General features: G+C 69.7%; 14 protein-coding genes. 10 read left to right on the top strand and 4 right to left on the bottom strand.

Annotated features, from left to right (window positions below):
* Positions 1-76 precede the first annotated feature (76 nt).
* Both AB0A90_RS29260 and AB0A90_RS29255 read left to right on the top strand, forming a co-directional pair.
* The gene (locus tag AB0A90_RS29260) at positions 77-952 is read left to right on the top strand and encodes an alpha/beta hydrolase (protein ID WP_357254205.1); all 876 of its coding nucleotides are present in this window, start codon (positions 77-79) and stop codon (positions 950-952) included.
* Between the two features lie 123 nt (positions 953-1075).
* On the top strand, positions 1076-1492 hold the full coding sequence (locus AB0A90_RS29255) for a hypothetical protein (protein ID WP_357254203.1): 417 nt from the start codon (positions 1076-1078) through the stop codon (positions 1490-1492).
* A gap of 43 nt (positions 1493-1535) precedes the next feature.
* Here the strand turns inward: AB0A90_RS29255 and AB0A90_RS29250 are convergent, their stop codons facing one another.
* Positions 1536-1799, bottom strand: coding sequence for a hypothetical protein (locus tag AB0A90_RS29250; protein WP_357254201.1), 264 nt, complete (start codon positions 1797-1799; stop codon positions 1536-1538).
* 108 nt (positions 1800-1907) lie between these two features.
* Between AB0A90_RS29250 and AB0A90_RS29245 the strand changes: the two genes are divergently transcribed.
* A complete protein-coding gene (locus AB0A90_RS29245) occupies positions 1908-2660 on the top strand; it encodes an ATP-grasp domain-containing protein (protein ID WP_357254200.1) in 753 nt (250 codons plus the stop codon).
* Between the two features lie 94 nt (positions 2661-2754).
* On the opposite strand, the gene AB0A90_RS29240 is transcribed toward AB0A90_RS29245, so the two are convergent.
* Both AB0A90_RS29240 and AB0A90_RS29235 read right to left on the bottom strand, forming a co-directional pair.
* The gene (locus AB0A90_RS29240; protein WP_357254198.1) at positions 2755-3423 is read right to left on the bottom strand and encodes an HAD-IA family hydrolase; all 669 of its coding nucleotides are present in this window, start codon (positions 3421-3423) and stop codon (positions 2755-2757) included.
* Complete coding sequence (locus AB0A90_RS29235; protein WP_357254196.1) at positions 3420-4451, bottom strand: nitronate monooxygenase; 1032 nt, start codon at positions 4449-4451, stop codon at positions 3420-3422. The genes AB0A90_RS29240 and AB0A90_RS29235 overlap by 4 nt, the downstream gene beginning before the upstream one ends.
* Before the next feature lie 149 nt (positions 4452-4600).
* On the opposite strand from AB0A90_RS29235, the gene AB0A90_RS29230 reads away from it, so the two are divergent.
* The 4 genes from AB0A90_RS29230 to AB0A90_RS29215 all read left to right on the top strand — a co-directional run bounded on the left by AB0A90_RS29230 (position 4601) and on the right by AB0A90_RS29215 (position 9173).
* Positions 4601-4909 carry a helix-turn-helix domain-containing protein gene (locus tag AB0A90_RS29230; RefSeq protein WP_357254194.1) on the top strand — a complete coding sequence of 103 codons (309 nt, stop codon included), beginning with the start codon at positions 4601-4603 and terminating at the stop codon, positions 4907-4909.
* Between the two features lie 20 nt (positions 4910-4929).
* Positions 4930-5802, top strand: coding sequence for a PhzF family phenazine biosynthesis protein (locus tag AB0A90_RS29225; protein WP_357254192.1), 873 nt, complete (start codon positions 4930-4932; stop codon positions 5800-5802).
* Positions 5803-6066: 264 nt separating this feature from the next.
* Entirely contained in the window at positions 6067-7443 is a 1377-nt protein-coding gene (locus AB0A90_RS29220) for a hypothetical protein (protein ID WP_357254190.1), read from the top strand.
* 221 nt (positions 7444-7664) lie between these two features.
* On the top strand, positions 7665-9173 hold the full coding sequence (locus tag AB0A90_RS29215) for a cellulose binding domain-containing protein (RefSeq protein ID WP_357254189.1): 1509 nt from the start codon (positions 7665-7667) through the stop codon (positions 9171-9173).
* 61 nt (positions 9174-9234) lie between these two features.
* On the opposite strand, the gene AB0A90_RS29210 is transcribed toward AB0A90_RS29215, so the two are convergent.
* Positions 9235-11724: a helix-turn-helix domain-containing protein gene (locus AB0A90_RS29210; protein ID WP_357254187.1), complete on the bottom strand. Its 2490-nt coding sequence runs from the start codon at positions 11722-11724 to the stop codon at positions 9235-9237.
* 327 nt (positions 11725-12051) lie between these two features.
* Here AB0A90_RS29210 and AB0A90_RS29205 point away from each other — a divergent pair, with 327 nt between their 5' ends.
* From AB0A90_RS29205 to AB0A90_RS29195, 3 genes are all read left to right on the top strand, one after another.
* Complete coding sequence (locus tag AB0A90_RS29205) at positions 12052-12912, top strand: class I SAM-dependent methyltransferase (RefSeq protein ID WP_357254185.1); 861 nt, start codon at positions 12052-12054, stop codon at positions 12910-12912.
* 181 nt (positions 12913-13093) lie between these two features.
* A complete protein-coding gene (locus tag AB0A90_RS29200) occupies positions 13094-13423 on the top strand; it encodes a hypothetical protein (RefSeq protein ID WP_357254183.1) in 330 nt (109 codons plus the stop codon).
* A 199-nt stretch (positions 13424-13622) separates the two neighbouring features.
* A complete protein-coding gene (locus AB0A90_RS29195) occupies positions 13623-14045 on the top strand; it encodes a hypothetical protein (RefSeq protein ID WP_357254181.1) in 423 nt (140 codons plus the stop codon).
* The last annotated feature ends 29 nt before the right edge of the window (positions 14046-14074 follow it).

Below are 14074 nucleotides of genomic sequence, written 5' to 3'. Positions count from 1 at the left end.
ACAATGGACCCCGCTGCCGGTGCTGCGCGGCGGACACCCGGTGGGCCCGCGCCGACCGCGGTGGGAGGAGGACGCGATGCAGGCCATCCAGAAGATCCGCCACCGACAGGCCGACGTCGACGGCCTGGAGGTGTTCTTCCGCGAGGCGGGGCGGACCGGGCAGCCGGCCGTACTTCTGCTGCACGGGTTCCCGAGCTCGTCGCACACCTTCCGCGAGGTGATGCCCACGCTGGCCGACGTCGCGCACGTGATCGCACCCGATCTCCCCGGCTTCGGCATGTCCTCGTCGCCCACCGTCGACGAGTACGACTACACCTTCGAGAACCTCTCCCGGACGATCGAGAACCTGCTCGACCAGCTCGGCGTCGAGCGCTTCTTCGTCTACCTGCACGACTTCGGCGCACCGGTGGGATACCACCTGGCCACCCGCGCCCCGGATCGCATCCGCGGCCTCATCGTGCAGAGCGGCAACGCGCACTCCGACGGTCTCGGCGAGCAGTGGGACGACGCCAAGGCGTACTGGGCCGACCCGACCGACCAGCGGCGCGCCGCGCTGCCGGACTGGCTGACCTTCGCCGGCACCCGGGACCAGTACCTCGCCGGGCTGCCCGAGGACGTGCGTGCCTGGCAACCTCCCGAGTCGTGGCACCTCGACTGGGAGCGCATGCGACGACCCGGCAACATCGACGCCCAGTTCGCGTTGTTCACCGACTACGCCAACCACGTCGCCCGCTTCGCCGAGCTGGCCGACTACCACAGCGCCCACCAGCCGCCGGCGCTCGTCCTCTGGGGACGGCACGACCCGTTCTTCGACGTCGAGGAGGTCCTCGCCTACCACCGTGCTCTCGAACGGATGGACGCGCACATCTACGACGGTGGGCACTTCCTGTTGGAGACACACGCGGCCGAATGCGCCGACCTCATCCGGACGTTCGTGCTCGACAACGCCTGAGCTGCCGCGTGGTGCGGCGGGATCATCGACGTCGACCGGATGCGCACGGTCGGACCGAGCGCGCACCGCAGGTGTTCACCTGACAGCACCCGACCGTTGGTCGGGCGTTGCGACAATCGTTCGGTGGACGAGCAGTCATCGGTGCCGAACGGACCCGATGACCCGGCAGGTCGGACAGACGCGTCTCGGCGGGACGGGGTTTCCGTACGCGAGGCTCTCCGGCGCTCGTCGGTCGGCCTGGCCATCGGAGCCCTCCTCGTCCTGGCGCTGTCATGGATCTACGATGATGATGGTCTTCTCGCGATCCTCAGCGCGTTGGGCTTCCTGCACCACCAGGACGACCGGCGCTCGGGCCGGGCCATCGTCACCGCGTGGATCACCGCGGTACCGGTGGCGTTGGCTACCGCGGCGACACTGAAGGGGTGGCTACCCCAGTCCTGGAGCGGCATCCTCTTCGCCGGGCTCGGTTCCCTCGTCGGAGGCGTCAGCTACGCAGCCGTGACCCAGGCTGGCCACAAGAAACAGCAGGCACGCCGCTGACGGGTCGACGGGCCGGGCCGCCGCGGCCGTCCGGGGCGCCGGGTCATGGCGCAGCCGTCCGGCCATCGGGCGGTGTCGCCGTCTTCCATCGAAACTGGTGGTCGGGCTCGTCACGATGGTCCAGAACGCCAGCGCGCACCAACGCGTGCAGCATGTCGTAGAGTGCCGCACCAACCGGACTGTCCGACCAGAACACCCACTTGACCTGCAAGAACGTGTGATCGACAAACAGACCCACAGCCCTGCCCAAGGCGTACTGGGCGCCGTCCACGTCGGTCCAATCAGCGAGAGCGTCCGCCAGGCCCATGGCCACAGATCCTCGCACGCGAAACCGGGCCAGCCCCGGCAGCGCGACGGCGACCAGCCACGGATAACGGCTGTGGCAGCGGCACCCGATGCGGCAAGATCCTCGTGCGTGACACTCGTCCTGCCGCCGCGACTGACCGCATCGGCTCAGCGGTTGCGCGATACCGCCCATCGGCGAGGGCTGCCCACCGTGCAGCTCTCGACCTTCGAGGTGCCCGCCGGTGTGCACGCCGACCACCTGCACGCCGGGCCGACCTTCGCCGACGCCGTCGCCCCGCTGCTCGGGATCGCCCCGCTGGAGGCCCCACACGGTTGGCTCGCCGGGCTGCCCCGGGACGTCACGCTCCGGGAGATCACCCTGGTCCCGATCGACGAAGCGTACGAACTCCGCCGACCCGCATTCGTCAAGTCACCGAACGACAAGACCATCCGGGCCATGATCTATACGGACGGTTCCCGCCTGCCCGGCCCCGACGCCGTCGACCGACAGACTCCCGTACTCGTCAGCGACATCGTCGACTTCACCGCCGAGTACCGGCTGTACCTGCTCGACGGCGCAGTCCATGCCGCCAGTCAGTACGCCGAGCAGGCGCGGCTGCGCCTCGGCCCCGCAACAGCCGGTGCGCTCGCCTTCGGCGCTGACCTGGCGGCCGGATTCGGCCACACACTCCCCACCGCCATCGTGGTCGACGTGGGCGTCATCGACGGCCGTTGGGCCGTGATCGAGCCGAACGCGGCCTGGGCCAGCGGGTCCTACGCCGCCGACCCGGACCTGGTGCTCGACGTCGTCCTGCGTGCTGCCGGCCCCCGGAGCACGGTCAGTGACCATGATCGGCAGTTCATCCGGCCGTCCCAGCCGTAGGGGCGCATGGGGCGGTGACCGGCGAGATCACCTCCAGTGGAGACGACCGCAACCGACCGGTCTCGCCCACCGTCACGAGTGCGTGGAGCACTGGTCATGACACCGGTGTGCTGAGCCAACTCTCGATGCGTGGCATCGCGTCGCCGAGCGTCTTGGTGATGTGGTGTGCGCCGGTGAGCTGGGCGGCGGAGTGGGTGGTGGTCAGTGCGATCACGGTCATCCGCGCCGCACGAGCTGCTTCGATTCCGGCTGGGGCGTCCTCGATGACCAGGCAGCGCTCCGGCGGGGTTCGCAGAAGGTCGGCTGCGCGGAGGTAGCCTTCCGGGTCTGGTTTTCCGAGGGCGACCTGCGTGCTGTCCACAAGGACCGGGGGGTCAGGTAGACCGCCTGCTCGCAGTCGTTGCCGCACGGTGGGGGCTCGGCCCGAGGTCACCACACCCCACCGCCGATCCCGGATGGCCGTCAGCACGCTCGGGGCGTCGGGGTACACCGGGAAGGCGTCACCTTCGTCGGCCATGAAGTCGCGTACCACCTGGTATTCGGCTTCGGTGTCGAGGTGTGGAGCGACGACTGCGATGGTGTCGATCGGGCGGCGGCCGTGGGTGTGAGTCCAGACGGTCTCCGGGTCCAGGCTGTGGTGCAGCGCCCAGCGGTCCCAGATCCGGCGATACGTGGCGTAGGAGTCGACCAGAACGCCGTCGACGTCGAACAACACGGCAGCGCCGCGGTCGGCGTCTGCGCCGACGCGAGCGAGGGAGGTCATGGGTACGAAGTCCCGTCTGCCGCCTGCATCGCGCGGCACATCTGCTCGATGACGTCGACGGTCTGCGCCGTGAGTTCGTGGATGAGCCGGCCTGCTGGCCGGACGTCCCGGACGAGCTCGACCGATTGGCCGGCGTAGAGGGCCATGTCCGCCAGGGCGCCGGTCATGCCGGGTAGGGGCATCAGATCCCCGTACCGGTAATGGGCCTGGCCTGCGGCGTCGACGGCTACGACGTCGCCTTCGCCCGGACGCTCCGGCGCTGGGGGTGAACCGGCCAGTTCCCACCGTCGCAGGGTCGGATTCCGCAGTGCGCGGTGCACGGCGTCGGGCCATCCGCCATCGAAGCAGTGGGTGTGGACGGCGTCCTCGGCGGTGGCAGCGAGGAGGTGTTGCCGATACAGCTGGTGGGTGAAGGCTTCGGTGGTCGCCAGGAAACGAGTTCCCATCCATGCGCCCTGTGCGCCCAGGGCCAGGACGGCGGCGAGGCCGCGGCCGTCGCTGATTCCGCCGGCGGCCATGACCGGAATCGGGTGCACCGCGTCGACGACGGCTGGCACCAGAACCATGGTGGCGGTCTTCCCACGAACATGACCGCCGGCCTCCCAGCCCTGCGCCACGATGACGTCGACGCCGCAGCCGGCGGCGTGCACAGCCTCCCGCACGCTGCCGACCGTGTGCATGTGCACTGCACCGGCAGCACGGATCCGGTGGCTGACGGGTTCTGGATCACCCCAGAAGGTGGAGATGACCGGCACAGCCTCGTCCAGGCACACCGCCAGCGTGTCGATGACGGGAAAGTCCAGCACCAGATTCACCCCGAACGGCCGCGCCGTCCGCTGCCGAACATTGCGGATGCCGAGGCGCGCGCGTTCGGGACTCTGCCAGGTCGACGCCAGCATGCCGAGGCCACCGGCTTCGGCCACTGCGGCAGCCAGTTCGGGCGCCGCCGCGGAACCTATCGGCGCCTGCACCACCGGCACGTCGATACCCAACCGCTCACACAAAGCGGTACGCAACCTGGACGTCATGTGTGCCCGACCCCCTGCGCTTCGGAAACCGAATCACTGGCGAGGAGGTAGCGTATCGGAAAAAGAAGCACCAGGAGAAGTGGGACGAGCCAATGGCAGTGCCGAGACCGGGAACCCCGGTTCGTGGGTCGAACACCGGGCGCCCCTTGATGGCGGCACTCGACCTCTTCGGACGTCGATGGAGCCTGCGCATCGTCTGGGAGTTGCAGCGCGGCGCACTCGGCTTCCGCGCACTGCAGCACCACTGCGACAACATGTCGTCAAGCGTCCTGCGGCAGCGGCTGACCGAGCTGATCGAGGCACGCCTCGTCATGCAGGAACCGGACGCCGCCTATGCCCTCACCCAGCTCGGACAGGGCGCCTACCGTGCCCTGCGTCCCCTCGTGCGCTGGTCGGACGACTGGGCCGGCGCCCTCGCCGACGGCGACCCGGCCACCGAGGAGGAAACCCCGACATGACCGAAAGCAACGGCAACGACGTGACGATCGTCGACGCCTGCACTCGCCGCCGGGAAGGTGGCAGCCCCACCGCCGTGCTGATCGATGACAGCACGCTCAGCGACAGCAGTCGGCGCGCGATCGTCCGGCGCGCCGGCACCTCGCACGCGGCGTTCGTCGACGCCGACGCGGAAACCACGCCCACGGTACGGTTCTTCACCGCGCACGGTGAGCTCACCAACTGCGGGCACGGCACAATCGCCGCCCAGGCGTTCCTGCTGCACCGTCGCCGGATCCGGGAACATCGCGTACGTCAGCGGACCGGTGGCCGCACCTTCGACACCACCGCGATCCAGCGCGACGACGGCATTGAGGTCTGGTTCGACCAGGGCACGGTGGAGCTTCAGGGCGGCACAGCCGCAGGACTCGACAGCATCCTCGGTGCACTGGGCATCACATCGAACGACATGGCCTCCGACGACGCCCCGTGCGTCGCCTCACCGGGAACGCCACGCCTGCTGGTACCGGTCAGAACGCTGCCGACCCTGCTCGCGATGCGCCCTGACCTGCGCCGACTCGCCGCCGACTGCCGTCGTCTCGGCTATCTCGGCTGCTTCGTCTACCTGCTCTCCCCAACCCGCAGGGCGGCGTCCGCGCGCATGTTCGCGCCGGCGATCGGAGTCGGCGAGGACGTCGTCAACGCCAACAGCACCGGATGCCTCGCCGCGCATCTGTTCGCGACCCACGGCCACCGCAGCATCGACGTCGAGCAAGGACACACCGCAGGTCGCCCCTCGTCGGTCTTCGCCACCGCAACCGCCACCACGGAAGGCATTTCCGTCCGGGTCGGCGGAATGGCCACCATCCGATCCAGAGGGGTGGACCATCGAGTGAGTCCGATGAGTTTCGGGTGACGGCGAGAACCCTCCACCACCCGTCGTCGCCTGTGCGACATCCGAAAGACGTAGCCGGCGAGGAAGGTCGCCTGCTGGTCTGCTTCCAGTTCGGCTCGCAACGCCACGATGAGTTCCCGCAGATCGGGATTCAAGGGAGGCGTTGTGTTGATGCCTCTACCAGTCAGGGTCCGCGACCCGCCGTCGTACAGGAGGCGCGGCTATCCACACATCTTTCGTCGGTCCCTCTTGCCTGAGCCATGCCCGCACGGAAGGGTTCCGGAAGTGATCCCCCCAGAACTCGGCGCGTTGTCCCCGACGGAGCAGCGACTGTGGGACGCCTTTCCGCGTGGCACGCGGGTAGTGCTGACCGGTGACACTCCTCGCACGGTACGCGCCACGGTGATCCGGTCTTTGCTCCTCGGCGCTCGTGAAGCCGAACCAGGCCACCGCGCGGCGCTGCACCTGTGTGGCGCCGACGTAGTTGGCTGCCTCGACCTCGCCCAAGCCGAGATCGAGCCTGCGATCGACCTCATCGGCTGCACATTCGATGCGGTGCCGTTGCTGTCATTCGCGCGCCTCCGCGGCGTGTCCTTCGAGGGCAGCACACTGCCGGGTCTCGACGCGTTCGCGGCGACTGTCCAGGGCACCCTCAGCTTCGTGAAATGCACCTTCACCGGCGCGCTCGTCGTCTACGGCCTGCACGTCAGCGGTGACCTGGACCTCGACTGGGCACGACTGGCCGCCGACCGGCGTCCGGAGGAACTCTTCGGCGACCGGACGGCCGCAGTGTTCGGCGACGCGGTCCACGTGGGCCGGCATCTCTATCTGCAGGGCACCGCCGCCACCGGCAATGTTGAACTGGCCGGCATGCGCGTCGGGGGCACAATGCACGGCCACCAAGGGCTGCGGGTCGACGGCGAACTTCGGCTGCGCCGTGCCGAGGTGTCGGGAGAAATCAACCTGACCGACGCGGTCCTGATGAACCCCGGTGGCGTGGCCCTCGGCGCGTGGGGCCTGCGGGCCGGGCAGTTGTCCCTGCTGCCTGAGCGCATCGACGGCGCGGTAGACCTACGGCACGCCCGAGTCGACGTGCTCCGCGACGACCCGGACCGCTGGCCAGCCCAGCTACTGCTGGACGGCGCCACGTACACCGCGCTGGAACCGGCCGGCACAACTGGAGAACGGCTGAACTGGCTGGACCGGGATCCGGCCGGATACCGGCCGCAGCCGTACGAACACCTGGCCAGGTTCCTTCGGCAGATCGGGCACGAGGCCGACGCGCGCACCGTACTGCTGGTCAGGCAGCGACGCCGCCGGCGGCAACTGTCCCCGGCAGGCGCGGCGTGGGGCCTGCTGCAGGACGGATTGGTCGGATACGGCTACCGCCCGACGTGGGCGGCGCTGTGGCTGCTCGTGCTCACCGCGCTCGGTACCACCATCTTCAGCCTGAACCCGCCGGCGAGTGGGGCAGGCGGCACGGCTTTCAACCCACTCGTCTACACCCTGGACCTGCTCATCCCAATCGTCAACTTCGGGCAGGAACGCGCGTTCGGCATCGGCGGGCGGGCGCAATGGCTGGCGTACGTCCTGACGGCGATGGGCTGGATCCTGTTCACCGCAGTGGCCGGAGCCCTGACGCGTACCTTCAACCGCTCGTAGACGAACCGCGTGAGAGTCTGCGCCTTTCAACAGACCGAGCCCACCTGAGGATGCACAAACCCAGCACATCAGCCGCGACCAGCCCGAGCACCGATCCGTGCACGCCGAGCACGCTGTGGGAGGCAGACCATTGACGGCTGCCCGGCAGGACCGCCGGCATGTTGACTCCTGCCGGGCGTCCTGCCTGTCTACCGGCAGCGGACGTTGCTTGACTCAGCGGCATGACATCACTTCGGAAAGCGATCACCCGTACGGTGGTCGTCGGGGCACTGGTCGGCGCGACGTCGCTCACCGGTCCCACCTCCGTGTACGCGGAGTCCGGCCAACCGGGGGCCGCCGGGGCCGCCACGTCCCTCCTGGACATCATCCCGGCACAGACCCTGGACAAGATGGTCGCCCAGGCCCCACTTGTCGACGCGGCCAATGTCATCCGCACCGCTGTGGAACGCTCGCCGGCACGCGGTTACGCGGGCATCGGCCTGGTCGACGACCACGTCACCGTGTGGTGGAAGGGTGCGCCGCCCGCCGACATCGCCGCAGCCGTCACCGCCGCCCGCCGCACCGCGCCGGTCGAGGTGGCCAACGCCACCTACTCCCGCGCCGACCTGCGCAAGGCGGCCGCCAAACTCACACCGGTGGTGGAGGGCGACCCGACGGACGCCAGTCACTCGGTCAGGCTGCGCACCGACGGCACCGGCATCGAGATCGCCGTTGACCACACTCTGAGCGCCAAGCTGCCGAAGCTGCCGGTCACCGGCGTCCGTACCAGCCTCGTCGAACGCGACCAGATGGTCGAACGGTCGCGGGCCAACGATGCCGCGCCGTTCGACGGCGGGGCGAGCATCGGGGTCACCGTACCCTGGTGCACCGCAGGCTTCGGCGTACGCGACGCGGACACCAACGCCGGTTACCTCCTCACCGCCGAACACTGCGGTGCCATCGGCTCACCCTGGCACGTCGGCTTGTCCACCGGCACCGGCACTCTGGTCGGCTATGCGGTCGACAGCAATGACGACCACGACACGATGATCATTTCGACGTCGACGCCCGGCGGCCACCTCTACGTCGGCGGTCAGCAGGACGAAGTCCGCGCCCAGGTGATCAGGTGGACCGAGGTCTTCCCCGGCCAACTGCTGTGCCAGTCCGGCAACACCACCGCGGGTGCGATCGGCGGTCCGGTCTGCAACCTGCGGGTCGACTTCCACTACGACGACATCGAGGACCTCGTCGAGGCCACCCAGCTCGACGGCGAGGAGGCCGCACGGGGCGGCGACAGTGGCGGCCCGGTCTACTCCGTCAACGCCGACGGCACCGTGCTCGCCGCCGGCACCACCACCCGGTCTCTGGGCGTGGGCTTCGGCTTCCAGGACTTCGCCACCGCCCGCGACGACTACGGCAACATCGTGCCGGCGACGACGATCGCCAGCACCTGCCGGGTCTCCTTCGTCGTCACCAACTCGTGGGGCACCGGCTACAGCGCCAGCGTCACCGTCTACAACGACGGCCCGGCCGCCAACGGCTGGTCGCTGGGCTTCGCCTTCCCGGGTGGACAACTCGTCCAGGGCCACTGGAACGGCATCTTCCAGCAGACCGGCTCGGCGGTGACCGTCACCAACGAGAACCACAACGCCAGCATCCCGACCGGCGGCGCCGTCAACTTCGGCTTCACCGCGAACGGCTCTCCCGCCACCCCGGTGCCGTTCACCCTCAACGGCACCACCTGCAACTGACCCCTGTCCGTGCACACCGGGCCCCGCCGCACCGTCGGCGGGGCCCGGTCCGTCTTTGGGATCAGGACTCGGCCAGTTCGCGTCGCAGGGTGGCGCGCAGGGTCCGCACCTCCGGGGCGTCCAGTTCGCCGCACCGGTCGAGCGCCCGCTGGCGCAGCAGGCGGACGTCGGCGGCCCGGCCCGGGGCCGAGCCGGCCAGCGCCGCGAGCGCGGACAGGGTCTGCGCCTCCCACCACGGGCAGCACAGCGCGGCATACAGGGCCAAGGCCGCCCGCAGCGCCTCGGCCGCCGCGTCGACCTCGCCCAACGCCTGAAGCGCGAGCCCGTAGCGATGGATGGCGATGGCCTCGCTGAACGTCGCACCGCACCTGTTGAACACCCGCCGGGCGCGGGCGTACTCGTCGGCGGCGCTGCGCCAACGGCCCATCCCGGCCAGATCCGCGCCGAGACTCATCATCGCGCCGGCCCGGGCCACCGCCGCGCCGGTAGGGCTGAGACCGTTGCCCCGGACGTAGAACGCCAACACGTCTCGGTGCAACTCGGCCGCCTCGGCGAACCGGCCGAGCGCGGCCAACGCTCCGCCCAGCGCGCTCGCCGCGCTGTGCTCGCCGAGGGCGTACCCGATCTCGCGGAACAGGCCCACGGCCCGGCGGCAGTGGTCGACGGCCCACCCGCCACGGCCGGTCCGAATGAAGATCGCGGCGGTGTAGGTAAGCGCCCACGCCTCCTCCCGGCGGTCCCCGATCCGCCGGGCCAGTTCCAGCGCCCGGGACAGGGCGTCCAGCCCGTCGGTGTTGCGGTCCCGGCAGAAGTAGCGGGCCCAGCCCAGGAAGTTCAGCAGTACGGCCTCGTCGCGGGGGCTGCCGGCGGCCCGCGCCGCGGCAACTCCCAGCGAGAAGATCTCGTCCCAGGAATGCCGGTGACTGTTGGCGTCCGAGTACCAGTGCAGAGCCCTGGTGACCGCGACCACGTCGACGTGCCGACCGCGCCGGGCCGCGTCGCGCAGCGCCGCCAGCCAGTTGCCGGACTCCCGATCCAGCCAGGACGCCGCCTCCCGGTCGTCGTCGAACGGGGAGTCGCCCCGACAGGCGACCGGTTCGAACATCAAGCCCGCCTGCCGGGTACGCCGCAGCAGCCAGCCGACCATCTGGTCGTGCGCCGCCGTCCGGCCGGCCTGTGGTTCCTCGGCGTCGAGGCGTTCCTGGGCGTAGAGCCGGACCAGGTCGTGGAACTGGTACCGGTCCCCCATGCTCAGGAGGACACCGGCCTCGACCAGCTCCTCCAGAGCCGCCGCCGCGGTCTCCTCGTCGGTGCCGGCCACGGCGGCGACCAGCGCGGGTTCGAAGTCGGTCCCGGGAATCAGCGAGGTCCGCCGGAACACCCGCGCGGCCATCGGGTCCAGTTGCCGGTAGGAGACCTCGAACGCGGACCGGACACCCAGGTCTCCAGCGGTCAGCACGGTCAGCCGCCGACGCTGGTCGTGGAGCAGGTCCACCAGCCAACCGACCGACCATTGTGGTCGGCTGGCGAGGCGGTTGCCGGCGATCCGGACGGCCAGCGGCAGCCGGCCGCAGAGTTTGACGACCTGGTCGGCCGCGGCCGGCTCGGCGGCGATCCGGTCGGCACCGACGATCGCCGCGAGCAACAGTCGACCGGCAGCCGGGGCGAGCAGGTCGAGCGGCAGGCGGACCGCACCGGCAAGACCCGTCAGTGGACGCCGGCAGGTGACCAGCGCCAGGCATCCCCGCCCGGCCGGCAGCAGCGGACGTACCTGTGCCTCGCTCGCGGCGTTGTCCAGGACCACCAGCAGCTGCCGGTCCCGGGTGAGGGTGCGGAACAGACCACCCCGCTCGGCCGGCGACACCGGCACCCGGCTGTCCGGCACCCCGAGCGACCGCAGCAGCCCGGCCAGCGCCTCGGCCGAGTCGACCGGGCCGTCCGGCGAGGCGCCCTGCAGGTCGACGAAGAGCTGTCCGCCGGCGAAGGCCGGGCTGAGTCGATGCCCGGCGGCGACGGCGAGGCTGGTCTTGCCGATCCCCGGCGGCCCGTGCAGCACCACCACCGAGGCGGCGTCCGGCCGCTCCGCGCTGACGTCCGCGGCCAACGCCGCAAGCCGTTCCAGGATCTCCGCCCGGCCGGCCAGGTCCGGCACGGCGGCGGGCAGTTCCCCGGGTACGACCACCGCCGGGCGCTCGTGCGGCACCGGCGAGCGATCGTGCGGCACCTCCGCGCGGTCGTCCGGCACCGTGAAGCGGTCGTCCGGCACCACGACGCGGTCGTCCGGCACCGGCGTTCGGTCGTGCGGCTGCCGCTCGACCCGGGCCAGGGCGACGAAACGGTCGCGGTCCGCCCCGGCCAGCCGCAGGGCATCGGCGAGCAGCACCACCGTCCGTCGTTGCGGGCTGCGCACCCGGCCGCGCTCCATCTCCCGGATGCCGCGGACACTGGAACCGGCCGCCTCGGCAAGCTCCTCCTGGGTCAGCCGCCGCTCCAAGCGGAGGGTTTTGAGGAGGCCCCCGAACTGGTCACGTCGCACCTGACTCTTGGGCATGATCCCCCAACCACCCAACGCCCACAGTTACGTAACGTGCGTTGATGCTTGCACGTGCGTGACGAGTTACGGACCACTGTGCACCGAGTGTGAGTATCGCCATGACGAATCCTCGACAAGTCACCGGAATCCAGGGTGCGATCGGCCGGCCATGTTTCACGCCAACGGATCTCCCGAGTCAGGGCGCATAGCAATTCCGATCTCAGCCGTCCAACCCTGGTCGGTCCGGAACGTTGGTGCCGGATTTCCTGGTCCGGCGGCCTGTCAGACGACCTCAGGTGTTAGTCACGGCCGGTGCGGTGCTCGCGCCGGCACTATCGTGACCCGATGACGACCGACAGGTGGGCACAGTGGTTGTTGACGCGCCGAGACGGCGGAAGCGCCACCCTGCGCGCCCGACACGCCCCAGACCTGGCGTGGTTCCGCGACGGCGTCCTCGACCGAGCCGATCTGAAACCCGATGACGTCCTCCTCGACGTCGGATGCGGAACCGGCCTAATCGGCTTTGGCGCGCTCGACCGTCTCGGCCCGGACGGCCGCGTCATCTTCAGCGACGTGTCGCAGGACCTGCTCGACCAGTGCCGGCGGATCGCCGACGGCGATGAGCGGTGCAGCTTCGTACAATCGCCGGCCGAGGACCTTGCCGGCGTTGCGGACGCCTCCGTCGACGTCGTCACCACCCGGTCAGTACTCATCTACTCCGACCGCAAAGCCAGCGCGTTCGCGGAGTTCTTTCGAGTGCTGCGGCCAGGCGGAAGGCTCTCCCTCTTCGAGCCCATCAACCGCTTCCAACTGCAACACCGCCCCGACGAACTGTTCGGCTCGGGCGGCTCCCCCGTCGACGACCTGGTCGCCAAGGTCTGCGACGTGTACCGGGGACGCATACAACCGATGGTCGACTTCGACGAGCGCGACCTCATGACCTGGGCAGAGACTTCGGGCTTCGAGGCGGTCGAGCTGGACTACCGCGCCCAGCTCGACGTACCCGCCGAGCCGATCAACGACTGGGACGCGCTCAAGCGGGTCGCCCCCAACCCCCTGGTCCCGACGTATGGCGAAGCCATCGCCGCCGCGCTGACCAACGACGAGCGCGAGCGCCTCGACGCACACATGGCTGCCCTGGCAGCTGCCAGGACGCCTACCCGCCGCACTGAAGCCATAGCGTTCCTCCGCGCGCTGCGGCCCTGAGGTCCAGGTGCAGGATTATCCGCTCCGGCTCGCCGGTTTGGCTGCCGGTCGCGCCGCGCAGCCTCGCCCGGCGCTGGCTCGCCCTTTCTCGTCGCCCCCATCCCTGCCAGCTCCTACATCGCGCGGGAGACGGCCTTCACCGATCTCGCACTTCGACAGACAGAGCGGGCACCATGGCCCGATGCGACTACTGACGGCAGATGAGTTCACCGCCACGATTGGGACACCGCCAACACCAGTCGACGTCGATGAGCCGCCTCCCTTCGACTTCTGGCCCTACTACGACGCCATCCCCCATGACCACTTCGCCGACCACGACTTCAGCCGGGAGGAGGTGACGAACGTCTGGCACATGCCCGACGGCATCTACCAGCACGTCCTCATCGCGTCCGGAACCCCGAACGTGTACATGGCGCTCGTGCTCGACCTCCGAGCAGCCTCAGTGCTCGGCCACCATCTGCTCGACCTCAACGAGCTCTACGGGCTCAGCCAGCCGCCCACGACACCTTGACAAACAATAAGAGCGTCCACACCGCCGGCAGCCGGCTGGCCGGTCTTGGGCCTGCGTGACCCTCCACCGAGTGTTGGTGGCGGCGCCCCGGTCCTTACCGAGATTCCCGGCACCACTCCGCAGGCGGTCGCCCGGTTCAAGGTCCACACCACCACGAACCCGTTAAGGTGCACTCTCAGCCCGTCGGCAGAGGACACACATGGACAACCGAACCGACCCGGTCTTGATCATCGCCGGGGTGTCAGAGCGCGACGGTAAGCAACGCGCCTTGGAGGTATGGCTCTACAAAGCCACCAAGGAAGGCTGGTCCCTGACGGTGCAGTCGACCTCGGTGGACGAGCCAGGTGACGAGTGCGCAGTCGTACACATCGAAGGCCTGAAGTATCGCATCCGCCACGCGAAGCGCGTCCGGCAGCACGTCACCATCGTGCCGGCAGGGCAACACCTGATCGATGCGGCCGTCAACCTGTGCATGGGCGAACTAAACGGCATCACGCACACCTGGGAGTTCGGCCACGCGGCTTGGGCCGAGCCTATCGTCGAGGACGAGCCGGGTGCGGAGGCTACGGCCTTCGCTACGGACCAGGCCGCCGAGGGCGACCCGGACGCCCCTGCGGCATGATCATGGTCCAAGGGTCCTCGGGACGACGT

The organism is Micromonospora sp. NPDC049204 (assembly GCF_040647935.1).
Lineage (GTDB): Bacteria > Actinomycetota > Actinomycetes > Mycobacteriales > Micromonosporaceae > Micromonospora.
Note: the sequence above shows the minus strand (reverse complement) of the source record. Positions and strands in the feature narration are given on the sequence as shown.